Raw genomic sequence first — 20316 nt, 5'->3', positions numbered from 1 at the left:
AAACAGCCTGCTTCTCTAAAAAAGAGCAAAACCACTACAACGCTATGAAGCTAGTATTCTATTACAGAAACCATCATACATTGTAGACCACAACCCTTTATTTGAACTTAGTATGATAGAATATGAGTCCTGCCAGGTTTTTTCTTATATTAGCAGAATCGCATATTTTATCAGTTTCTTTCCGTGTTTCGATCAAACTTTTTCGCTCGCTTTCTATTTCTCTCACTAGTATTGGTAAGTGGATGCGCTGAATACGACCAATCTGCCAAGAACCTCGCAGAAACTACCCCCGAGTATGTGGCAAGTATAGGCGAGTGGCACCAGGAGCGTGAGGCAAAGCTGAAGGGGCCTGATGGCTGGCTGACCTTGGCGGGGCTGTTCTGGCTGCAGGAAGGTGACAATAGCTTTGGCAGCGGACCCGACAACAGCCTGACTTTTCCGAAGGGAAAGATACCGGGGCGGGCGGGCGTCATCAAGCTGACAGGCGATACAGTGACCATCAGTATCAACCCAGGAGTAGAGGTACTGCTGAAAGGGAAACCTGTGCGTGAAGCCTTGGTCTATACCTCCGGTATGGACTCGGTGCCGGAGCTGTCGCATGGTACACTTACCTGGTTCGTGATCAAGCGGGGTAACAGGTATGGCATCCGGCTACGCGACCTGCAGAATGACGCCCTGGTACACTTTAAAGGAATCAAGCGCTTCCCTGTCAGAGCCGAATGGCGCGTGACGGCTAGTTTGATCGCGCACCCGACTCCAAAGCAAATTGCCATTACCAATATTGTGGGGCAAACCTCTATGAAGGACTCACCAGGTACGCTGATCTTCAACCTAAACGGGCAGCAGTACCAACTCGATGCGCTGGTAGAAGCGGGGGAGCTTTTCATTATTTTCGCTGACAAAACTAACGGCATCGAAACCTATGGGGCCGGGCGCTACCTCTACGCCGCTATACCAGGCCCGGACGGCACCACGGTGCTCGACTTCAATAAGGCTTCCAACCCGCCCTGCGATTTTGTGTCTTACGCTACCTGCCCGTTGCCCCCTCGTCAGAACTTCCTGCCTATTATGGTAGAGGCCGGAGAGAAGTCGTACGGGGAGTACTCTGCCATACCGTAGGCTGTGGATCCTGCCATGCCTAAGGTATAGCCAGCACAGGCACTAAATTCTGTGCAATTCCTTCGATGTCCTGCTATCAGTTGCCTGCTGACGAAGCAAGGCCAGGGTACTGTTCTTATGCCCTACCTGGCCGCTTAAGCCAGCTGCCTGACAGAAATTGTAAACAATTTGGTGCAAAAAGGGTAGAATAGATGAGGGGTTTGCAGGAGCTCCGGAGTGGAAGGAACTTATCAGAACATATATCTGTTAATATATAGTTCTGATAAAATCTAAAAAATTATGATCACAGAGACGATGTCTAAAACAGTAATTACGAGTGAACATCTGGCGCAGGCCATGACTTATACCCAATACCGGGAATTGATTGATACCCTATTAGCCGAGAACAAAACCACGGGAACAGATCATTCTGAAGCCATGGTAGAGTATACCCGCATGAATGCCCAACGCATGCGCCGCGTCGAGAAAACCGCGGAGCTGGACGATGAACTGGTGGATATGATGCTGCGTGTGCAGAACAAAATGATTTGGGTGATCGTGACGGAGGCCTGGTGCGGCGATGCCGCCCAAACAGTGCCAGCCCTGATAAAGATAGCCGACGCCTCGCCGCTTATTGACGTGAAACTGTTGCTACGCGATGAGCACCCGGAGGTGATAGACGCCCACCTGACAAACGGAGGCCGCTCCATACCGAAGTTAATTGTGCTCGATGCCGAAACCATGGAAGAGCTTGGTACCTGGGGCCCGAGGCCAGCAGTTGCACAAGAGCTATTCATGAATATGAAAGCGCGGGCCGTGCCTTACAATGAATTTGTAGAGAAGCTGCACGGCTGGTATGGCAGAGACCGTAGCAAAGCACTGCTGCAGGAGTTCAAAGAATTGATCCCGCAATGGGGCCGCCTGCAGCCAATTGAAGAGCAGCCAATGGAACGATTCTAAAAGCTCGTTTCATAAAAAAAGCGGCGACCTTACAGAAAGGTCGCCGCTTTTTTTATACCTGCCAGGCGCAGTTCTAACGGGTTTTAGCCCGCAGAATCAAGTTGACCTGGCTGATCTTATCGCCTACCTCCAGCTTGTGCACTACCTCCATGCCTTCTACCACCTTTGCGAAAATGGTGTAGCGGCCGTCCAGGTGCGGGGTGGGGGAGTGCGTGATAAACCATTGGTTGCTCTCGGTGTCTTTTCCGGCAGAGGCCATTCCTACATAGCCTTCGCGGTAGTGCAGCGGAGCAAACTCAGAGCGGATAGAGTAGTCGGAGCTGCCCCAGCCATCGCCGCGTTTGTCACCGCCTTGTGCTACAAAGTTTGGCACCACACGGTGGAAATACAGCCCGTCAAAAAACTGTTTGTTTACCAGCTCCACAAAATTAGCCACCGAGCCCGGCGCGTCTTCCACAAACAACTCCAGCGTAATCGTGCCTTTCTCAGTTTCGATCACCACCTGCTGGTCCGGGTGTATCGTCTGCACAAATTGCCAGTCGATTGGGTGTGTGAAAGGATTCTGCGGTGTCTCGGATTGCTCTTTTCCACTCAGGTAGTCAATGGTCTTTTGCAGTTCAATGTTGGTTTCCATGTCGCGGGGCAGCACCAGTTTCTGCTGCGCCTCGGTCAGGAAGGCATGGTCGCGGTATGCCTTCCGGAAGTTAAGCTTCGGATTGCGGATCACGCCAGCCGCCAGACCGGCCAGCGACACATCGCCAGAGGCTATACCTTGTTTGAAGATGTCAGCAAAATTCTGCTCCAGGGCTTTCGGGAAATCGCCTTGTTGGCGCATGGCGGCGAGCGCTTCCATGCCATAGGTGCCGATGACTGGTTGCGTAGCGGCAAAGGTTTCCTTGGCGATGAACTGGTGGTTGCTGTAGTCGGCAGAGAGGGCTTTGAGCAGGTGCGCTTTGTCGTATGGGTTCTCGGTGCGCAGGTATAGCTGCTGGTACTCCTGGCTCAGCTTGGCCTTGTCGGGACTGTTGCGCAAAATCACCCAGATCAGACCGGCCCGCACGCGGCCATCCTCCACTTGCGCGAGTGCTGTGCGAAGTGCCTTGCTATCCACATCAGCATGGTTGGCCTGCAGAAATTCTGCCGTTGCCACGGCCGTGTTGATGTTTTGATCGGTCAGGCCGGCCAGAATGGCCTCGTCTATATCTTCAAACTCGAGTCCTGCCATGGACCGGATCGCGCTCAGTCGCACGCGGTAATCCGGGTCGCTTTGCACGATACCGGAGAGTAATGAGGCTTTGTCGCGGGCATTCACTTTGGAGAACGCCTGGGCCACGGCCATCCGCACATCCGCCGATTCATCGGAAGTAACCACGGTGGTCAGCTGCTGGCGGTATGGCGTCAGGTCTAGTTTGGGTGTGCGGGCCAGCAGGTGAGCGGCCGCCAGCCGCACTTCATACGACTTGCTCTCTGTCAGCCATTGCACAGCCTTTTCCACCGCCTGCGCGCTGCTGATCTGCCGCAGACCGGCCCGGTACAATCCCCATGCTTGCCCTGCTTGCGCAGTTTCGTTCGCCGCCTGGTAGTTTACCAGAAAGTTGAGTCCGCCGCTGTCAGCCAGTTTGCCTAGCGCCTCTAACGCCTCTGCCTGCACGGTGGGGCGCTGCTCCTGTTGCAAGTGCCGGATTATGGGCTGCTGGGCTTTCTTGTGCCCGATCTGACCTAATGCATAGGCAGCTGCCATCCGGATCGAAGTGCTGGTATCTGAAAGCGAAGTCAGCAGTTGGGGGATGGCCAATGTGTCCTGCACTGAGGCAAAGGCGAGCGCTGCCTCCCGGCGGTACTGCGGTTTCGGGTGATTCAGGAAGTTGAGGAGTTCGGCGGTCTTGCGCTCGTCCTGCAAGGTATAGAGCTCACGCAGGGTAGCGTCAGAGAACTTGTTGATGTGTTGGGGTGGCGTATCGGTCGCCACGGCCATACTCTGCTGGGGCTGCTGACGGCAGGCGGCAAAGGCGGCAAAGGCCAATAGAAAGGTATAGCTTTTTTTCATTGTTTAGGCTTATGCGCTTCAATATACTAAATGCCTGTAATATAGGCCCGCTAAAATGTTTTGCTGCTTATTTGTTTGGCAGCTTTACATTTTTTAGTATATTGAATTCTTGAATATACATTTCTACGATGCAGCACACCGGCATTAGCATACGTTTATTTTCCAGACCCTATGGCATCAGGTCGCAAATGGAGCGTCTGCTGTTTGTGCTTGCCCTGCTTTCAGTTGCCCTGCATGGTTGGCTTCTGTACCAGCTTATCGCGGTCCGGGACTTTCATTCAGCCATGACTTTCCTATACCTGTTCAGCCTGTTGCCTTTCTCGCTTTTTCTGATCTCGGTGTGGCTCGACCACAACCCAGGTTACCAGCGCCACCTCACCCTGTCGGCTTCGGGTGTGCGGTACCGGCTCGGCTTTATGCAGCGGGAGCACGACTTTGAGTGGGAGGAAGTAGAGCGCATCATCATCAGCAGCCAGACACTGGAGTTCGAGCTCAAAAACGACGAACAGCATGCAATTGCGCTGAACTCAGTGAACCACGCCCAAACGCTGCAGCGCATCCGAGATGAACTGGCGCAAATTGCAGAAGCAAAGGGTATAGCTTTAGAAACAACACAGCACTAACCCTATGTATGTAAACCTCTACCCTAACAAAGAGCTAAAAAAGACAAAGCAGATTCTGCTCTGGGCGGGCATCCTGATGTTTTGCGGTGGTCTCTCTGCCCTGATCGGTGAGTTCATTGCCCGCGAAGAGATACGATGGACGTGGATGGCTGGCGCGCTAGTAGTGAGTGCGATTGGTTTGCTGGGTTTCGCCGTGGGTGCGGGCTATGTTCAGTTGAAAGACGCTTACTTCTCCATGACGCCAGAGCGCATTGCCTACCGGCTTACCCTGTATGGAGCTGAACAAACAATTTACTGGGATACCATCGACAGTATACAGGCAACTGAGCAGGCCCTGATATTTGACCTGAAAGACAGCAGGCAGCTTGTTATGCGGCTTGGCCATATTCAAAGCCCCGAGATAGCAAACCATGTGAGTGTCAGCATTCAGCTAGCCGCTATACAGCAGCAAGTGGAGGTAAATCAAGTGCCGGTTAGCGCACAGCGTGTAAGTGGGTAGCTTCTGTTTTCTTTCAGTTCTGAAAGGCCTTTTTTTAAAAAAATACTTCTTGTCTAAGTCCTGTAGTAAAAGAGTTTATATTTCCCAGTAAACTACGCTGCAGGTAGTAGCGGAACACCTTAAACTCGATCTAAAAGCAGTATAGGAACGCACATAAGTCATTCAATAAAACCTAAAATAAATTGTGTTTAATTTATTTTGATTAAAACAAAACATATAAAATGGGCTAGCGTACTTTAGTTTAATTCAATTCTTAATGCTTCCTTTATAATTTATTGGTTACCGCTTTGCAGGTCTGTCCTGTTGTAAGTATAACTATACCATACAGCTTTTATGTACATTAGCCTCTACACAGCCCGACAACTGCGTAAGATCAAAGACCGACTGCTTTGGTTAGGGCTGTTCATGGCGAGTGGAGGCGGATCAGCGTTACTTTTCAATCTGGTACTTCTGGAAGAAGCTCGCTGGCTGTGGGGTATGGCCGCCACTGGTATTATTTTGGCAGGACTATACTTAATAGCACTCGGGACAGGTAAAATACTGCTCAAGAGTGCCTTCGTGGCTATATCACCTGATAAAATATCCTACAGACTTAACTTTTACAGCAAAGAACATTGCCTGAGCTGGAGCGGTGTTGCGGCTGTGCAGTTTAGTGACAACTGTGTGCTATTTGACTTACAGAGCGGACACCAGAAATCGCTGCTTTTATCTGGTATTGAAAGCCACAACATGGCCAGCCAGGTGGTGCTCGGCCTGCAGTTAGCCGCACTCGATCGTAATATAACTGTCAATGGTGTGCGGTTTAATGTACCCAGGCCAATGACCGGTATGTAAATCCCTTGCCTTTTAGCTCTCACCGTATTGGCTATCTCAACACAGAGATGGTTTTTCATTTTTTCGTGTTGAGGTATCGTAGCCTACAATTTCATTCTCTATCTAGGTGGATTAATCTGCCAAAGAGTTGTAGGGAGTTTTTGGATTATGGCAGTATGGATGTAAAAAATATAATTAATTAATTTTTTAATATATATTTTTATTTTAATATTGCAACAAGCAAACTTCTCTCACTTAAAACAACTCGCTAATGAAATTAAAATTCTACACAGCTTTAATCAGTGCTTTACTGTTTTTATCGTTTGCCAGCTACGCCAGTGCTGACTTAAAGTCTGGTAAGTACGAGAAAACGAGCAAGGCAAAGAAACAAGAGGTGTCTGGTAAAAAAACAACTGAGAGTTTTTCATTTAAGTCTTCGGCCTACAACAGAGATGGCCTGGTGAAAAAGAAGCGTTACAGAAAGGGTAGCTGCCCTGGCTTCGATTAATTTATAGAGCACCACCTGCCTACAGCATATCTCAAGCAGCCCCGGGGCTGCTTTTTTTTATAGCATAACCATGCTCAACTACAGGGTATAAACACTTCCGCATCCGAATCACCGAAAGGCACCTCTTTAAGGTTATAGTTTTGGAGCAATTGTTTTCGGAACTTGCAGTTTTAATCCGACTATGGCCGAGCTGAAAACACGTGTGTATGGACTTCAATTTGGATTGCTGTGCCTGAGCTCTTTTCTTTTTTTTGCAAGCTTCAACATGATCATTCCGGAGCTGCCCAACTACATCACGCAGCTGGGCGGCGCTGAGTATAAGGGACTGATCATTTCGCTTTTCACCTTAACGGCTGGCCTGTCGCGGCCCTTTAGCGGACAGCTGGCCGACAAGATGGGGCGTATACCTGTCATGCTCATCGGAGGGGCTGTCTGCATTTTGTGTGGCTTTCTATACCCTATCACCGGCTCAGTGGCGGCCTTCCTGCTGTTGCGTCTGGTGCATGGCTTCTCAACAGGGTTCACGCCTACCGGCACGGCTGCCTATGTGGCCGATATTATCCCGACTGAGCGCAGGGGAGAGGCGACAGGTCTGCTGGGTTTAGCTGGCAGCCTGGGTATGGCGGCGGGGCCTGCTATGGGTGCCTCTATTGCCAACAGCTTTTCGCTTGATGCCATGTTTTACTCCTCGTCCGCAGCCGCTTTCTTGTCGGTTGCCGTTGTGGCCCGCATGCACGAGACGCTGGATAACCCAAACCGCTTCCGGATGGGACTGCTTAAGATTTCCCGCAAAGAGATCTTCGAGCCCCGCGTGCTCGACCCTTCCATTGTGATGATGCTCACAGTGGTTTCCTTCGGTATCATCCTGACCATTATTCCTGATTTTAGTGAGCACCTGGGCATTCAGAACAAAGGCCTCTTCTTCACCAGCTTTACACTTTCCTCGCTGGCGATCCGTTTCCTGGCCGGCCGGGCCTCCGATAAGTATGGGCGCATCCGGGTACTTAAGATCAGTTCGGGGCTGCTGGTAGTGGCGATGGGATTGATAGGCTGGGCCAATACGGCGACAGAACTGTTGCTGGCTGCGGCTGTGTTTGGCGTGGCGGTAGGTATGAATTCCCCCACTGTTTTTGCCTGGACCATCGATCTGAGTCACCCCGAGCACCGGGGGCGGGCCATGGCGACCATGTACATTGCCCTGGAGGCAGGTATAGGATTTGGCGCGCTGTCCTCCGGCTGGATCTATGCCAATGACCCCTCCAGGTTCAGTCTGGTATTCTGGACAGGCGGTGTATTTGCCCTGCTCGGGTTCTTATACCTCAATTTCGTAGTGAAAGACCGGAAGTAGCGCTGTAGTTATCCTGTAGCAGGTATAGCCCGTTGTTTCTGTATTCTGCTGAGGCCTTCTACCATGGGAGACCTCTTTTTTTCTGCCGCCACGTCGCCCAGGGCAATATTCGTGGTCAGAAGTAGACATAGGGTATTGCTCGCTCGTATAGCAATCTAGTGTAGACAATGCCATAAAACTTTCATCCGGACTAGTTGTTTCTCCATCAACATGACAGCAATCAGCCAAGCTTTTATTGACCACTTAACAACTGTGCACCAGCAGTCACGCCATGTAGTGCCGCACTCTATGAGCTGCGCTTTTCTGGACGGCTTGCTGCAACTGCTCTTTCCGTCACTCTCGGAGCGCTCCTTTAGTTCCCGTTCTGAGGTAGAGGCCTATGCCCTGATGCTCCGTTCCGATCTGGAGAAAATCCTGTTCAGAATAGAGGAACGCCTGCCCGGGAAACCCTATGAGATAGCGGATGCCTACTTCAAAGCCTTGCCAGACCTGCAGCAGCAACTCAACGACGATGCCGCAGCCATCGAGGCAGGCGATCCGGCCGCTGTAAACGTAGACGAAGTAATCCGGACCTATCCGGGTTTTTTTGCTGTGGCAGTGTATAGGCTGGCGCACCAGTTTTGCCGCATGGGTGTGCCCCTGCTGCCGCGTGTGCTCGCTACCTATGCCCACACCAAGACAGGTATAGACATCCATCCAAGAGCCAGCATAGGAGCCCGTTTCTGTATAGACCATGGTACGGGCGTTGTAATTGGAGAGACGGCTCACATTGGAAACAATGTAAAGGTATACCAGGGCGTGACGCTGGGCGCACTCAGTGTCGAGAAATCGATGGCCAATGTGAAGCGCCACCCGACCATCGGGGACAATGTGATCATTTACGCCGGAGCCACCATACTGGGCGGCAAAACGGAGGTAGGGCACGACAGCATTATAGGAGGAAATGTGTGGCTGACCGAAAGTGTGCCTCCTTTTGCCAGGGTATACCATCGTCCGCAGATCAAAGTGAGTTATTATGAAGATAGAGCCGATGTTCTGAATTTTTCAATTTAAAAAGACACGTATATGAAAGCAAATAGCATACTGGAGACCATAGGCAGAACGCCCCATGTAAAGATCAACCGCATGTTCAAAGACAAGGCGGAGGTATGGATGAAGCTGGAGCGCGCAAACCCGGGCGGCAGCATCAAAGACCGCATTGCCCTGGCCATGATAGAAGACGCTGAAACAAAGGGTATCCTCAAAAAGGATAGCGTGATCATTGAGCCCACCTCGGGTAACACGGGCGTGGGGCTGGCCATGGTCGCTGCCGTGAAGGGCTACCACCTGATCTTGGTAATGCCGGAGTCCATGTCTATTGAGCGGCGCAGGCTGATGACGGCTTATGGAGCCAAATTGGAACTGACACCACGCGAAAAGGGCATGAAAGGTGCCATCGAGCGTGCCCGCGAAATGCTCGAAGAACATGACAACTCCTGGATGCCCATGCAGTTTGACAACGAGGCTAACACGCAGGTCCATATCGAAACCACGGCGCAGGAGATTCTGACTGACTTTCCGGAAGGCCTGGACTACCTGATCACCGGTGTAGGCACCGGAGGGCATATAACAGGTGTGGCCAAGGTGCTTAAGCGGCATTTTCCGAACCTGAAGGTATACGCAGTAGAACCTGCTGCCTCCCCGGTGCTGAGTGGCGGGCAGCCTGGGCCACACCCGATACAAGGTATAGGCGCCGGTTTTGTGCCCTCTATCATGGATACAAGTTTGTTGGATGGCGTGGTGCAGGTTGCAGCCGACGACGCCTACGATTTTGCCAGACGGGCCGCAATGGAGGAAGGCATATTTGTTGGCGTGTCGTCTGGTGCTTCTCTGGCGGCTGTGCAGCAGAAGTTGGACGAGGAGATTCCGGATGGGGCCAGGGTGCTGACCTTTTGCTACGATACCGGCGAACGCTACCTTTCCGTGGAGGGGCTTTTTGTGTAGAGCGCAGGGTATATGTCTAAAAAATGCGCCGCCCTTTGCATTCAGCAACAGGCGGCGCATTTTGCTATTTTAGGCAGCCAGCAGTTCCTGGATATCCTCGTTTAATGATTCTTTTACTTTCTGTAGCTGACCGTCGGTCATGCTGCGCTGCAGAGCCTGGAACACAGCCCGGAAAGCTGCCATGATTTCTTCATCCTGTTGAAAATCGTTATCTGCGGCAAAGGCGTTTTTGCCTCGGATATAATTAATCCAGTCGTTCGCATCCCGGATTTTCACAGGTACCTTATTCAGGTCATACTGATCAAAGTAAACACCTTTCCAGAAAATGGGAAGCTGGGCAGCGAATTGTATGGCATCATGTACAGGCATTCTATCCCGTATGGATTGCAGCACAGCCCTGAATATGCGACCGGCTTTGTTGAGATCCTCCGTTTGTAGTTCTGCTGCTACATCCTTCAGCAGCAATGCTGCATCCTTGGTGCTGTCTTCAAAAATAAACATAGATCCTCCCTTCTTTAAGCGTTACGTCCTATATGGTACGGGCAGGAGGGGGGCATGTTCCGGTATACCTGTTTTCTCAGGTATAACTGTTCAGGATGTACAAATATGGAAGAACGAATCGCGACAACGTTATAATCAACGGCAGAATGGTTCTGTCAGAGCCTATCGAGCATAAAATTTATAATTCTCTGAGACATAACTTAGTGGGGAAAATTATAGTGGATTAAGTATAAAATATTCTATATATTGTACCCGTATAGACGCATCACACAGTATGAATACGCAAGTCTCCTCGGTAGCACATTCAATTTTTAACAACAAAGGCGCATTTGCGTTATTGCTCGGCTCCGGGGTTGCCGGAAGTGCCGGTATACCTAGTGATAGGGAAATAGCCTCAGATTTGATCAGGCAGCTAGCTATTCTGGAAAATTCGAAGTGTGAGCCGAATCCGGAGAAGTGGTTTTTGGAGCGCTTTGGAGTAAAGCCCGGCTACGTGAGTCTGCTCGAGCCGCTTGCCAACACCGAGACAGAACGGCATAATCTGCTGCGGAGGTACTTCGAGCCCAGTGACGCAGAGCTGGAACAGGGGCTGAAAAAACCGACACCCGCCCATCAAACAATTGCCCGCCTGGTTAGCAAGGGGTATGTACGGGTTATCCTGACGACTTCCCTGGACAGGCTGATGGAAAACGCCCTGAGATGCATCGGCATAGAGCCAGTCGTGATCAGTTGCCCCAGTCATATTGTGAACAGTCTGCCGATTGTTCATGCGAAGGTTACAGTCATCAAGGTCAACGGGGACTACATAGATTCCAGCTTCCTGAATATAAAGAGCGAGGCAGACAAGTATGAGGAGAGACTATCGGAGCTGCTGCGCTATGTGTCTGATAACTTCGGGCTGATTACCTGCGGCTGGTCAGCGGAAAATGACAGTGTGCTGAAAGAGGCGCTGGAGACTTCCAATAAATTCAGGTTCTCCAACTACTTTACCTTCTCAGACCAGCCAGGAAACGAACTGGAAGAACTGGCCTATATCAGACGAGGGAAGGCTGTGCGCATTACGAATGCTGACTCCTTTTTTAAGGAACTGTACGATAAAGTAGAGGCCCTTGAGAAGGCCAGACCTAATAACCTTTCAAGATCGCAGATCGCAGTAGCCAAACTGAAGAAGTATATTGTGCAGGACGACCAAATCATATCGCTTCATGATCTGATCAGGGGCGAGGTTGATCAATTGAAGGTTAACTTCGATGCCTTACCGGTTAATGGTATACCTGCCAAAGAAGAAATTAAGTCGCGGGTAAATTACTACTTCCAGCAGTCTAGTACCCTAGGCGACTTGTTTGTAAACGGAGTTTACTGGGGGAAAGAGCAGCACCATTCCATCTGGCTCAATAGCTTAGCCTGCTTTACGTCCGAAAAAGAGCGGGAAGGCGAGGGGGGCGTGTGGCATGATCTGGAAACGCTGCCTGGGCTTATCTTCCTTTACAGCATCGGGCTTGCCAGCATCCTGAAGAAAGATTACAGGCTATTGTCTAAGATGTTTTCCATGACATCCCACGTCAGGTATGGAGAAGCTCCGATTCTTGATTATGTCCATGTGGCTAAGGTGCTGGATTATAACACGCTACGGGAAGCCATGGGAAACAGGCAGCTTGTGCCTATGTCTGAATTATTATTCTCAGAGTTGAAGCCAATCTTCAGCGCCTTCCTTCCGCACAGCAAAGACTATGAAAACCTGTTTGACAGGTTCGAATACCTGCTGGCTTTGTCTCACACCAAAATTATGGGCAAAGGCAGGACTCCTGTCGGCAGGTTCGGGTATAGAGTCAAACAGAACGGCATCAAGCACCCGTTTGAACAGATTGCTTCTGAACTAGGAAATCATATAGAAGGCAACAGCCTGTTTTCTTCCTCTTTATTTGTCGATATCACCGACCTCAAGCACACCGAAAAGAAGTTTAAGGAATATTTTGATAAGCTTTCGGGGTATTATTTTTAGTAAGTGGCCTTAGCCAGAACATTAAACTTTGGGTACAGTGCTATACCACTTTTATGTTTTCTTACAAAGATTAATTCCTGCTTTGGTGGAGGTGTTACGCCCAGAGTTGTGCTGCACCAACCTTGTCTCCATATCCTGGCAACTGCCCACATAATAGCGATCAACCTTTTCGGAGTATAGTATATAGGTATAGTAAGCCATAAAACAAAAAAGGCAACCTTGGTAGGTTGCCTTTGTGGAGAATATCGGAGTCGAACCGATGACCTCTTGCATGCCATGCAAAAACAGTATATTTTCTCCATGTTGTGCCTATCTGTTTAAGTATTCCAAATAGCTTTAATTAGCTGATACAGGCAAATTTAGTTCTTCTTCTTAATGCTTTCTTTAGCAGCCTTTCGCTATATTTGTATGCAAATTGTATGTACAGGTTTTGTGTGCATACAAAAATAGGGAATGTATTATGTTTGATTACTCAGATAACGGGGTTACCCTCACCACGGTTTTAGATACCCGCAGGGATACCAAAGAAGGTCTGTATCCGGTCAAAGTCCGAGTGACCTACCGTAGAAAACAGAAGTATTACGCTACCGGCAAAACCATGTCGCAAGAGGATTGGGATAAGCTGCCCGCTACCAAAAGCAAAACCCTGATCGATATCAGAAGGGAAATTCAGGTGACGACCGACAAGGTGAAAGACCAGGTGAAAGATCTGATCAAGCAGGACATCTTCTCCTTTGACAATCTCAACAGTCGACTGGGAAAGGGACTGAGCAGCACACTGAACGTGTCCTTCATCGCGAAGGTAGAAGAGCTGCAGGAAAGTGGCAAGGTAAGTACTGCAGACTGGTACCGTTACACACTGCGCAGCATTCTCCTGTTCGAGCATAACGAAATTGACCCCAAGCTACTGAAGGGGGATAAGTTCCGGGATACGGCGCTTGCCTGGGGGAACCGAGTGGCTTTCTCCCAGATTACCATTACCTGGCTGAAACATTATGAAAAGCACCTGCTAAAGCTAGAGAAGAGCTACACCACAATATCTATGTACATGCGGGCCCTGCAGGTTATCATGAACGAAGCTAAGGCTGCTGGCATTATCAAAGCCTCACAGCACCCCTTCGGGAAAGGTAAGTATGAAATCCCCCAGCACGAGGGGCGCAATATCGCTTTGGCGATCGCTGAGATTGGGAAGATTGTCAAATACGAATGTGAGACCAATACTATTAAGATGTGCCGTGACATTTGGTTTTTCTCATACCTGTGCAATGGGGCTAATATCACTGATATCTGCAAGCTTAGGTACTCCAACGTCAGGAATGGAGAGATTTGCTTTTACAGACAGAAAACAGTTGCAAAAGCCAAAAAGAAAAAGCTGATCCATGCTTTCGTCACCCCCGAGATGCAAACTATAATAGATACCTGGGGCAATAAGTATAGTGGTCTCGACACCTTCCTGTTTCCATTTCTGAAAGGAGGCGAAAGCCCTGAGGCTGAAAGGCGAATCATCAAGAACATCACCAAACTGATGAATGACAAGATGAAGGCTATAGGGGAGAAGCTTGGGATCGGCAATATCAGCACCTATACTGCCCGGCACAGCTATGCCAGTGTGCTCAAGCGTTCAGGGGCCAATATTGCTTTTATATCCGAGAGCTTGGGGCATAACGACCTGAAAACAACAGAAAATTACCTTGCCAGCTTTGAACAGGAAGAGCGGGTGAAAAATGCAGCTTTATTGACAAACTTCTAAGATCGACACATGCAGGATTTCAAAGCTTACCTAGCAGAAATAGAATCATTAAGATTGCGGAGTGAACAGTGCCAAGCTATTGATTTTAAAAACATGCCACCAGACTTTAAACAGTCTCAAACTCCACCTGCTGGTAGTCCAGTGTTTTCAACATTGAAGCTAGACCATTATAACCCTTATTCAAGCGACTATAGACACCAACTCAAAAAGCTTAGAGGGCCCGCTCTGGCAGATGTTTTGGGGCTGAGGAGTGAGGCGGCACCCAATCAACTAAAGTTAATGAGACAAGTCGAGGAACGCATCAAGCTGGCCATACAGAGGCTAAGCAAGGTTAACTATAGAGACATAATCAATGATGAGATAATGGGCTTTGACTTGTACCCTGACATAGCATCTGTATTTGAATGTTTGATTGTTGAGGATAGCAGTATTAAAGGAGATGCCGGTCCGGTTTTTATCCTTCAGCTGTACCACATACTATTTGCAAAGTTAAGAAGTGTATATGGTTTAAGGGAGCAGCTAAGTGATATTTTGGATATCCGTGAAGTTGAGCCAGGCATCAACTATAACTTGCTCACAGTTCACGAATTTCTTGCTAACGAACTATACAAAGCCGTGATAGGCCATGACAAGCAGAGCTTGGTTTATCTCAAGACTTACAGAAGAGTTGAGGAGATTACAAAAGATGAGGCCAATTGGTATAATCGGTCTCGCAATGAAGTGGTTTTTGTTGTTGGAGAGGAGTGGTTTAAATACAGAGAGCTTAAGACACTTGAAGAGAAGTGGGAGCTGTTTAGAGCATACACATCACAGCAGATATGCGAGGATTTACAGCTTGGGCTGGCAAGAACAGTGGGCGGTATCAAACCCGAGTCTATGCAAAGGCGATTAGCTGAAATAGTCAATTTTATCGAAAGCACCCACAACACCGGGATCGGGAAGGCGTTGGGCATCAGTCATAGTGTCCGACCTGACTTCAAAGATGAAAAAGAAGAGTACATTAGGTTGACGAATGGATACTACAACACCCACGGCATTGATAACGACTCCTTCTTATCCATTGCAGTTTATGGGGAATATGTCCTGTTTAAAGAATGGTTGGAAGAGCAGTTAGGGAACTTGGGGTTGAAGGCTATTGATGATTCAATCAATACATCTGACAAAGGTGCAAAAGAGCAACCACAACTTTGCTTCTCAGATTATTTAACAGGCGAAGGCGTAAAGATATATGCTAATCTACAGGAAGAATACAGGGGCACGAGGCCAGCGAGACAGGTGTACATGGTGAAGGCCCTCGAAGACTTTCAGGCAATCAAGAAAAACTGTGAGCTGGAACTGACGGATTTTTATAAAGCCCTGATAAATAGCTTTGGCGGCATCTGGACGAGAGAAGCCTATAGAAAGCAATTTGATAAGATGAATGGTGGCACATCGCCAAGGGATGAAGCTAAAATTTCGAAAGAGAAGAGAATTATCAAGAGCTTTTATCAAAGCTTGAAAGTTGCTAATCAGTTGCACAACTGATTAGCAAGAAATCCAACTTCTTTCCTTAGCAATTTTGGTCTGTACATTAACGTAAAGGCCATGATTGACAACCCATTCGCAATATTAGAAAGAAGGCTCAACCGATTAGAAACCCTTTTATTGGATATAAAAGCAGTTTCAGGGCAGCCTAAAAAACAAGACTATCCGGAGCGCCTCACTAGGGAGCAGGCACTCAAATTCCTAGGTGAACAAGGTGTGCCCATCAGTGAGTCGCACCTATACAAACTGACCGCAGCAAAAGGAATACCGTTCCAAAAGTTCAATAACAAGTTAGTCTTCTCCCGCGCAGAGTTGCTCAACTGGATTGAAACGCAGACGGTGGATCCATCCGACACTGGGGAGGCTGACTTGGCGTTGGCAAAGAGTGCCAGGAGAAAAAAGAAAGGAGGACAGCAGTATGCGTAAACATATCAGCAATCCTCCTCAAGAGTCTTTGTTCGGCCAGGAACAGACCAAAGATACGAAACTTTCTGAATTTCTGAAGGCCGTACCCTTTCTCACCTTTTCAGATAAGGGGCTCGAAAACATTGCTAAGCGCTTTAGTATCAGTGTAGAGCAGCTACAAGAGCACATCCAGGCACACGAGGCAAAGGAGGGCCGCAAGAATGGCTAACCTGAAACCCGAATTCAATTTTGATACAGTAGGTATAACTCTTGATGAAATCAAGCAGGAAGCCACGCAGGCAAAGAGCAAGCCCAAGCCTAGGCAGGATCAACAGAAGGAGTCTGAAGAGGATATCATAAAGAAGCATCTGGGAACGGTCCTGGCTACCCAGGCAAAACTAAAGGAGCTTAAAGCGCAGGACATCAAATTTTCTGACCCGGTGTTACAGCAGAACGGCAATGCGGTCATATTTCCACACACCATCAACGTCATACAAGGACCGGCCGGCTCACATAAGAGCAGGTTGGCGGAGGCATTCATATCAACAATCCTGAAGCTCCCCAATTGTGAGCATGAGTTGTTAGGAATCACGGTGCATCCAAACGCTCCCAGATACACCGGGGTGTACGCGGATACGGAACGCAACCTGACTGAGCAGTTCCCTTACGCTCTGCAATCTATCCAGCTTAAAGCCGGATACGCAAAAACTGATCACCCTGACAACTTTGAGTACATCAGCCTGCTGCAAGTGCCCCGCAAGCACCGATTCGAAACACTGGACATGTACCTGAAGCAACTCCAGCAAAGAACACCCAACCCCCTCTTTATTGTGCTGGATGTATCGACCGACTGCATCGAGGACTTCAACAAGGTAGACAAGAGTATGGAGCTTATCGATTTGATGAACATTGCCATCAATGAGCACAACGTAATTTTCCTGTGCCTGATACACGAAAACCCCAGGAGTGACAAAGCTCGGGGGCATTTCGGCACTGAGTTGATGAACAAAGCCAGCACGGTTATGCAGGTAGGGTTTGAGAAGGACGCCAACCAGAATGACACCGACCTGATCAGAGTGAAGTACCTCAAGTGTAGAAGCACTGCCAGGCATACACCTTTCTACATGAAGTACAGCGACGTGGCCAAAGGACTTGTGCTGGCAGATGACAGTGAGGTATCCGGGTTGGTGAACAGCCGGAAGCACAAAGCACCTGCAGAAGACATGATAGAGCACATAGAGATGTACCTGGGAGATGGGGAGCAGATGAAGCGCAGAGACCTGATGGATAAGCTATGCAAGGAGTTTGGGGCAAAGGACCGCACGATCGACACCAGGCTGAAGGAAATCATTGACCTGGACATGAATCTATACGACCGCGCGGGCCGATTATGCAAGTTGCACAAGGATCAGGAGAATAAAGAGATGCTTTACAGTCTCAAACAGGTTATCTAGCTATGAATAAGTTGATTGCACGATTGCAAACACCTTTGCAAAACAACTTTGCAACGATTGCAAGTTTGCAAACCCCTATATACGGTCTTGCAATTTGCAAACGTCTTTTAGCCCTTTCCATAACACTAGCTGTAGGATGATTTACCGATACATACTAGAACCTTTACCTGACGCGGAGTTTGAGAAAAAGCGCTCCAAGGTAGCGCATTGCCCATGCGGGAAAAGCAACAAGGACGGGAAGTTTGCCCCGTATGTTGGCTTCGAAGACAGGGGACATTGCCACAGCTGTGGGGTTACCTTTCAGGCTGCTCATATGTGCCCCGAATGTCACCAGCCAAACTCCTTCAGCAGGTACATTGATACGGAAAATGCAGACGCCTACTTAGCAGATGTCGTTGGCAAATGCTTAGCCTGCACATACCACCATACCCCAAAAGAGTATCTGGTAACTGGCGAGCAAGAGCAGGCAAGTCCAGTAAAGCCGAAACCTAAGCCAATACCTGCGCCGGCGCGTAATATAACGCCAGCTGCCAGCTATGTCCCTACGGATGTATTCAAGGGCAGTCTGCAGGCGTACCAGGCGAATCACTTTACAGGGTTCCTGCAGCACCTGTTCGGTCCTGACCTGACAGCGCTACTGATAGCCCGTTACTTCATAGGCACCTCTAAGCACTGGCCAGGCGCAACTGTGTTCTATCAGATCGATAGCGAAGGCGGCATTAGGAGCGGCAAGATCATGCTTTACCACGCTGACACGGGAAAGCGGGTGAAAGACCCGGTTAAAGGCGCCGGGTTTGTTACATGGCTGCATAGTGCCCTTAAGCTAAAGGACTATCAGCTGAGCCAATGCTTTTTTGGAGAGCACTTGCTAAAGACAGAGCCCCGCAAACCGGTGGGTATTGTGGAGAGTGAGAAAACAGCCATTATAGCCAGCGCTTACCTGCCTGAGTTCGTCTGGCTTGCGACAGGAGGGAAAGGGATGTTGAAAGAGCAAAAGTGCCATGTGCTCAAAGGGCGGGAGGTGGTGCTATACCCTGACCTGAATGCTCACGAAGAATGGAGTCGATTGGCTAGTGAACTAAGCTCAGTCACTTCCTTCACAGTATCAGAGCTGCTTAATAGCAAAGCAGGTGAAGCAGAACGCATTGCAGGCCTTGACTTGGCAGACTACCTGATCGCATTAAACGCAGAAGGCATCAAGCCGGAAACAAAAGCGCAGCAGCAGGAGGAAGAGCCTGAATTCTACCACTGCACATTCGAAGAGCTTACAGCGATACTGGGGCATGAACGTGCGGCAAGGAAGGCAGAGCATTACCAGCAGCTTTCAGACCGGTTCCAAGCCTGTAAGACATACGTGCTGCACACCAGTAATTTACTCACCACCTACCGACAATCACTAAACAATTAAAAAGATGACAACCGGAAGCATAACAAATAATCACAAATGGAAAAGAACAAGATGACAGCCAAACAGCAGCGTTTCTGCCTAGAGTATCTCAAAGACAGCAACGCCACAGCGGCGGCCATACGCGCCGGCTTCTCAGAGAAGACGGCCATGGAGCAGGGCTACCAGCTCCTTCAGAAAACTTCAGTTCAGGAGGAGATTCAGCGGCTGCAAAAGCAGGTGGCAGATGAAACAGGAGTGCAGGTAAAACACCTTGTTTCTGAGCTCGCAAAGATTGCTTTTGCCAGCTTGCCTGATCTGTTGGACCCTACAACAAACGAACTTAAGCCGCTGAACCAACTAACCGAAGCGCAGCGAGCCGGTATTCAGGAGATCATGCAAACGCCAACAGGAATCAAGTTAAAGATGCACTCCAAGCTGTCTGCGATCGATATGCTGATGAAGAACCTGGGAGGGTACATGACCGCCTCAGACCTGATCGACAAGCTGCCTCCGGAAAGACTGGACCAGCTGGTAGAGGAATTACTGCAACGCCTAAAACGATAAGCACATGAAAGACAGAAAGCGAGATGTTCTCAAGCGCATCATGCAGGGAGGGATCCAGGGTGAAAGCGCAGTCAGGGAGTTGGAGCACGCCTTGGATGGCACTACCAGGGTAACGGTATGGATACAGGATCCGGAAGCCCGCCTCTGGCGCAAAATGGACAGCGATGAAGTGCACACCTACGAGGAGCACGAGGCCGAGCGACAGCGTGACAAGTTGAATAAGCACAAGATAGTGATTACCATAGGAGGGCGGAAAGATGGGGGATGAGGCACACACTTGGTTTGATTAATCAATGACTATCCACAGAAAAAAATACTGCGATGAAGGATAATAGGCGAATGATTTTAAAGCAGTTGCTAAACGGCCGCATTCAAGGACGTCAAGCTGCAGCCGCACTGCAGGATAACGGGAGAACCATCGTGTATGTGATTATAGAAAATGGAGATGGTACTTTAAATTATGATGGTGAAACCATAACCCAGGAGCAGTGGCAAGAGAAACTTAAAATAATAGACCCCTTTGGGCAGATGGAAGAAATCGTAATTGGCTGAAGCAACAAAGAAGATGAAAAAAGACCCACGCACTATACTTAAGCAAATCCTAAGCGGCAGGCTGACGTCTCGTGAGGCTGTAGAGCAGCTGGACAAATCAGCAGATATCACCATACCACTGGCCGTGGGTACCCCAGATGGGCTTTTTACATTCCAGGGCGTCTCAGGGCTTACTAGGAAAGAGGTGGATAAGAGCTATAAGGGTAACTTTCTAATAGTATTTGCAAATGAAAACACCGAATTGGAGAAAACAATAACCCGCTTGAACAGCGAGAGAGTATCAAACCACTGGATATAA

General features: G+C 49.1%; 23 protein-coding genes and 1 pseudogene. 21 read left to right on the top strand and 3 right to left on the bottom strand.

Going from position 1 to position 20316, the window contains the following annotated elements; translation table 11 throughout:
• The 3 genes and pseudogenes from C8E01_RS22220 to C8E01_RS05255 form a co-directional block, all read left to right on the top strand.
• Positions 1-86 (top strand): annotated as a pseudogene (locus tag C8E01_RS22220) (IS1 family transposase); the annotation flags it as partial.
• Positions 87-297: 211 nt separating this feature from the next.
• Positions 298-1119, top strand: a complete 822-nt coding sequence (locus C8E01_RS05260) for a DUF1684 domain-containing protein (RefSeq protein ID WP_243409439.1) — start codon at positions 298-300, stop codon at positions 1117-1119.
• A gap of 279 nt (positions 1120-1398) precedes the next feature.
• Entirely contained in the window at positions 1399-2058 is a 660-nt protein-coding gene (locus C8E01_RS05255; RefSeq protein ID WP_243409438.1) for a thioredoxin family protein, read from the top strand.
• Between the two features lie 73 nt (positions 2059-2131).
• On the opposite strand, the gene C8E01_RS05250 is transcribed toward C8E01_RS05255, so the two are convergent.
• Complete coding sequence (locus C8E01_RS05250; protein WP_116542291.1) at positions 2132-4105, bottom strand: peptidylprolyl isomerase; 1974 nt, start codon at positions 4103-4105, stop codon at positions 2132-2134.
• A gap of 188 nt (positions 4106-4293) precedes the next feature.
• On the opposite strand from C8E01_RS05250, the gene C8E01_RS05245 reads away from it, so the two are divergent.
• The 7 genes from C8E01_RS05245 (at position 4294) to cysK (ending at position 9879) form a co-directional block, all read left to right on the top strand.
• Positions 4294-4728: an EbsA family protein gene (locus tag C8E01_RS05245; protein ID WP_243409437.1), complete on the top strand. Its 435-nt coding sequence runs from the start codon at positions 4294-4296 to the stop codon at positions 4726-4728.
• Between the two features lie 4 nt (positions 4729-4732).
• The gene (locus C8E01_RS05240) at positions 4733-5227 is read left to right on the top strand and encodes a hypothetical protein (protein WP_116542289.1); all 495 of its coding nucleotides are present in this window, start codon (positions 4733-4735) and stop codon (positions 5225-5227) included.
• Between the two features lie 333 nt (positions 5228-5560).
• The gene (locus C8E01_RS05235; RefSeq protein WP_116542288.1) at positions 5561-6061 is read left to right on the top strand and encodes a hypothetical protein; all 501 of its coding nucleotides are present in this window, start codon (positions 5561-5563) and stop codon (positions 6059-6061) included.
• Positions 6062-6311: 250 nt separating this feature from the next.
• Complete coding sequence (locus C8E01_RS05230) at positions 6312-6548, top strand: hypothetical protein (protein ID WP_116542287.1); 237 nt, start codon at positions 6312-6314, stop codon at positions 6546-6548.
• Between the two features lie 181 nt (positions 6549-6729).
• On the top strand, positions 6730-7896 hold the full coding sequence (locus C8E01_RS05225; protein ID WP_116542286.1) for an MFS transporter: 1167 nt from the start codon (positions 6730-6732) through the stop codon (positions 7894-7896).
• A 210-nt stretch (positions 7897-8106) separates the two neighbouring features.
• Positions 8107-8949 (top strand): serine O-acetyltransferase, encoded by an 843-nt coding sequence (locus tag C8E01_RS05220; protein WP_116542285.1) that lies wholly within the window; start codon positions 8107-8109, stop codon positions 8947-8949.
• A 12-nt stretch (positions 8950-8961) separates the two neighbouring features.
• A complete protein-coding gene (gene cysK, locus C8E01_RS05215; RefSeq protein WP_116542284.1) occupies positions 8962-9879 on the top strand; it encodes a cysteine synthase A in 918 nt (305 codons plus the stop codon).
• A 69-nt stretch (positions 9880-9948) separates the two neighbouring features.
• Here the strand turns inward: cysK and C8E01_RS05210 are convergent, their stop codons facing one another.
• Positions 9949-10380 carry a DUF2267 domain-containing protein gene (locus tag C8E01_RS05210; RefSeq protein WP_116542283.1) on the bottom strand — a complete coding sequence of 144 codons (432 nt, stop codon included), beginning with the start codon at positions 10378-10380 and terminating at the stop codon, positions 9949-9951.
• A 274-nt stretch (positions 10381-10654) separates the two neighbouring features.
• Between C8E01_RS05210 and C8E01_RS05205 the strand changes: the two genes are divergently transcribed.
• Positions 10655-12382: an SIR2 family protein gene (locus tag C8E01_RS05205; RefSeq protein WP_133242726.1), complete on the top strand. Its 1728-nt coding sequence runs from the start codon at positions 10655-10657 to the stop codon at positions 12380-12382.
• A 51-nt stretch (positions 12383-12433) separates the two neighbouring features.
• Here the strand turns inward: C8E01_RS05205 and C8E01_RS22140 are convergent, their stop codons facing one another.
• Positions 12434-12583 (bottom strand): GIY-YIG nuclease family protein, encoded by a 150-nt coding sequence (locus tag C8E01_RS22140; protein ID WP_394342104.1) that lies wholly within the window; start codon positions 12581-12583, stop codon positions 12434-12436.
• Between the two features lie 259 nt (positions 12584-12842).
• Here C8E01_RS22140 and C8E01_RS05195 point away from each other — a divergent pair, with 259 nt between their 5' ends.
• The 10 genes from C8E01_RS05195 (at position 12843) to C8E01_RS05150 (ending at position 20316) form a co-directional block, all read left to right on the top strand.
• Positions 12843-14132: a phage integrase SAM-like domain-containing protein gene (locus C8E01_RS05195; protein ID WP_116542280.1), complete on the top strand. Its 1290-nt coding sequence runs from the start codon at positions 12843-12845 to the stop codon at positions 14130-14132.
• A gap of 9 nt (positions 14133-14141) precedes the next feature.
• Complete coding sequence (locus tag C8E01_RS05190) at positions 14142-15656, top strand: hypothetical protein (RefSeq protein WP_116542279.1); 1515 nt, start codon at positions 14142-14144, stop codon at positions 15654-15656.
• A 60-nt stretch (positions 15657-15716) separates the two neighbouring features.
• Positions 15717-16082: a helix-turn-helix domain-containing protein gene (locus C8E01_RS05185; protein ID WP_116542278.1), complete on the top strand. Its 366-nt coding sequence runs from the start codon at positions 15717-15719 to the stop codon at positions 16080-16082.
• A complete protein-coding gene (locus tag C8E01_RS05180) occupies positions 16075-16290 on the top strand; it encodes a hypothetical protein (RefSeq protein WP_116542277.1) in 216 nt (71 codons plus the stop codon). The genes C8E01_RS05185 and C8E01_RS05180 overlap by 8 nt, the downstream gene beginning before the upstream one ends.
• Entirely contained in the window at positions 16283-17515 is a 1233-nt protein-coding gene (locus C8E01_RS05175; protein ID WP_116542276.1) for a hypothetical protein, read from the top strand. Before C8E01_RS05180 ends, C8E01_RS05175 begins: the two co-directional genes overlap by 8 nt.
• 136 nt (positions 17516-17651) lie before the next feature.
• The gene (locus C8E01_RS05170; protein ID WP_116542275.1) at positions 17652-18923 is read left to right on the top strand and encodes a DUF6371 domain-containing protein; all 1272 of its coding nucleotides are present in this window, start codon (positions 17652-17654) and stop codon (positions 18921-18923) included.
• Between the two features lie 36 nt (positions 18924-18959).
• Complete coding sequence (locus tag C8E01_RS05165) at positions 18960-19466, top strand: terminase small subunit (protein WP_116542274.1); 507 nt, start codon at positions 18960-18962, stop codon at positions 19464-19466.
• A gap of 4 nt (positions 19467-19470) precedes the next feature.
• Positions 19471-19734 carry a hypothetical protein gene (locus tag C8E01_RS05160; protein WP_116542273.1) on the top strand — a complete coding sequence of 88 codons (264 nt, stop codon included), beginning with the start codon at positions 19471-19473 and terminating at the stop codon, positions 19732-19734.
• 53 nt (positions 19735-19787) lie between these two features.
• The gene (locus tag C8E01_RS05155; protein ID WP_116542272.1) at positions 19788-20018 is read left to right on the top strand and encodes a hypothetical protein; all 231 of its coding nucleotides are present in this window, start codon (positions 19788-19790) and stop codon (positions 20016-20018) included.
• 13 nt (positions 20019-20031) lie between these two features.
• Complete coding sequence (locus C8E01_RS05150) at positions 20032-20316, top strand: hypothetical protein (RefSeq protein WP_133242724.1); 285 nt, start codon at positions 20032-20034, stop codon at positions 20314-20316.

Source organism: Pontibacter virosus (genome assembly GCF_003096355.1).
GTDB classification, from domain to species: domain Bacteria; phylum Bacteroidota; class Bacteroidia; order Cytophagales; family Hymenobacteraceae; genus Pontibacter; species Pontibacter virosus.
Note: the sequence above shows the minus strand (reverse complement) of the source record. Positions and strands in the feature narration are given on the sequence as shown.

What these genes read in the sequence shown, in the direction of transcription:
- C8E01_RS05255 (WP_243409438.1), top strand. Translation starts at nt 1,399, where the DNA reads ATGATCACAGAGACGATGTCTAAAACAGTAATTACGAGTGAACATCTG.
- C8E01_RS05250 (WP_116542291.1), bottom strand. Translation starts at nt 4,105, where the DNA reads ATGAAAAAAAGCTATACCTTTCTATTGGCCTTTGCCGCCTTTGCCGCC.
- C8E01_RS05245 (WP_243409437.1), top strand. Translation starts at nt 4,294, where the DNA reads ATGGAGCGTCTGCTGTTTGTGCTTGCCCTGCTTTCAGTTGCCCTGCAT.
- C8E01_RS05240 (WP_116542289.1), top strand. Translation starts at nt 4,733, where the DNA reads ATGTATGTAAACCTCTACCCTAACAAAGAGCTAAAAAAGACAAAGCAG.
- C8E01_RS05235 (WP_116542288.1), top strand. Translation starts at nt 5,561, where the DNA reads ATGTACATTAGCCTCTACACAGCCCGACAACTGCGTAAGATCAAAGAC.
- C8E01_RS05230 (WP_116542287.1), top strand. Translation starts at nt 6,312, where the DNA reads ATGAAATTAAAATTCTACACAGCTTTAATCAGTGCTTTACTGTTTTTA.
- C8E01_RS05225 (WP_116542286.1), top strand. Translation starts at nt 6,730, where the DNA reads ATGGCCGAGCTGAAAACACGTGTGTATGGACTTCAATTTGGATTGCTG.
- C8E01_RS05220 (WP_116542285.1), top strand. Translation starts at nt 8,107, where the DNA reads ATGACAGCAATCAGCCAAGCTTTTATTGACCACTTAACAACTGTGCAC.
- cysK (WP_116542284.1), top strand. Translation starts at nt 8,962, where the DNA reads ATGAAAGCAAATAGCATACTGGAGACCATAGGCAGAACGCCCCATGTA.
- C8E01_RS05210 (WP_116542283.1), bottom strand. Translation starts at nt 10,380, where the DNA reads ATGTTTATTTTTGAAGACAGCACCAAGGATGCAGCATTGCTGCTGAAG.
- C8E01_RS05205 (WP_133242726.1), top strand. Translation starts at nt 10,655, where the DNA reads ATGAATACGCAAGTCTCCTCGGTAGCACATTCAATTTTTAACAACAAA.
- C8E01_RS22140 (WP_394342104.1), bottom strand. Translation starts at nt 12,583, where the DNA reads ATGGCTTACTATACCTATATACTATACTCCGAAAAGGTTGATCGCTAT.
- C8E01_RS05195 (WP_116542280.1), top strand. Translation starts at nt 12,843, where the DNA reads ATGTTTGATTACTCAGATAACGGGGTTACCCTCACCACGGTTTTAGAT.
- C8E01_RS05190 (WP_116542279.1), top strand. Translation starts at nt 14,142, where the DNA reads ATGCAGGATTTCAAAGCTTACCTAGCAGAAATAGAATCATTAAGATTG.
- C8E01_RS05185 (WP_116542278.1), top strand. Translation starts at nt 15,717, where the DNA reads ATGATTGACAACCCATTCGCAATATTAGAAAGAAGGCTCAACCGATTA.
- C8E01_RS05180 (WP_116542277.1), top strand. Translation starts at nt 16,075, where the DNA reads ATGCGTAAACATATCAGCAATCCTCCTCAAGAGTCTTTGTTCGGCCAG.
- C8E01_RS05175 (WP_116542276.1), top strand. Translation starts at nt 16,283, where the DNA reads ATGGCTAACCTGAAACCCGAATTCAATTTTGATACAGTAGGTATAACT.
- C8E01_RS05170 (WP_116542275.1), top strand. Translation starts at nt 17,652, where the DNA reads ATGATTTACCGATACATACTAGAACCTTTACCTGACGCGGAGTTTGAG.
- C8E01_RS05165 (WP_116542274.1), top strand. Translation starts at nt 18,960, where the DNA reads ATGGAAAAGAACAAGATGACAGCCAAACAGCAGCGTTTCTGCCTAGAG.
- C8E01_RS05160 (WP_116542273.1), top strand. Translation starts at nt 19,471, where the DNA reads ATGAAAGACAGAAAGCGAGATGTTCTCAAGCGCATCATGCAGGGAGGG.
- C8E01_RS05155 (WP_116542272.1), top strand. Translation starts at nt 19,788, where the DNA reads ATGAAGGATAATAGGCGAATGATTTTAAAGCAGTTGCTAAACGGCCGC.
- C8E01_RS05150 (WP_133242724.1), top strand. Translation starts at nt 20,032, where the DNA reads ATGAAAAAAGACCCACGCACTATACTTAAGCAAATCCTAAGCGGCAGG.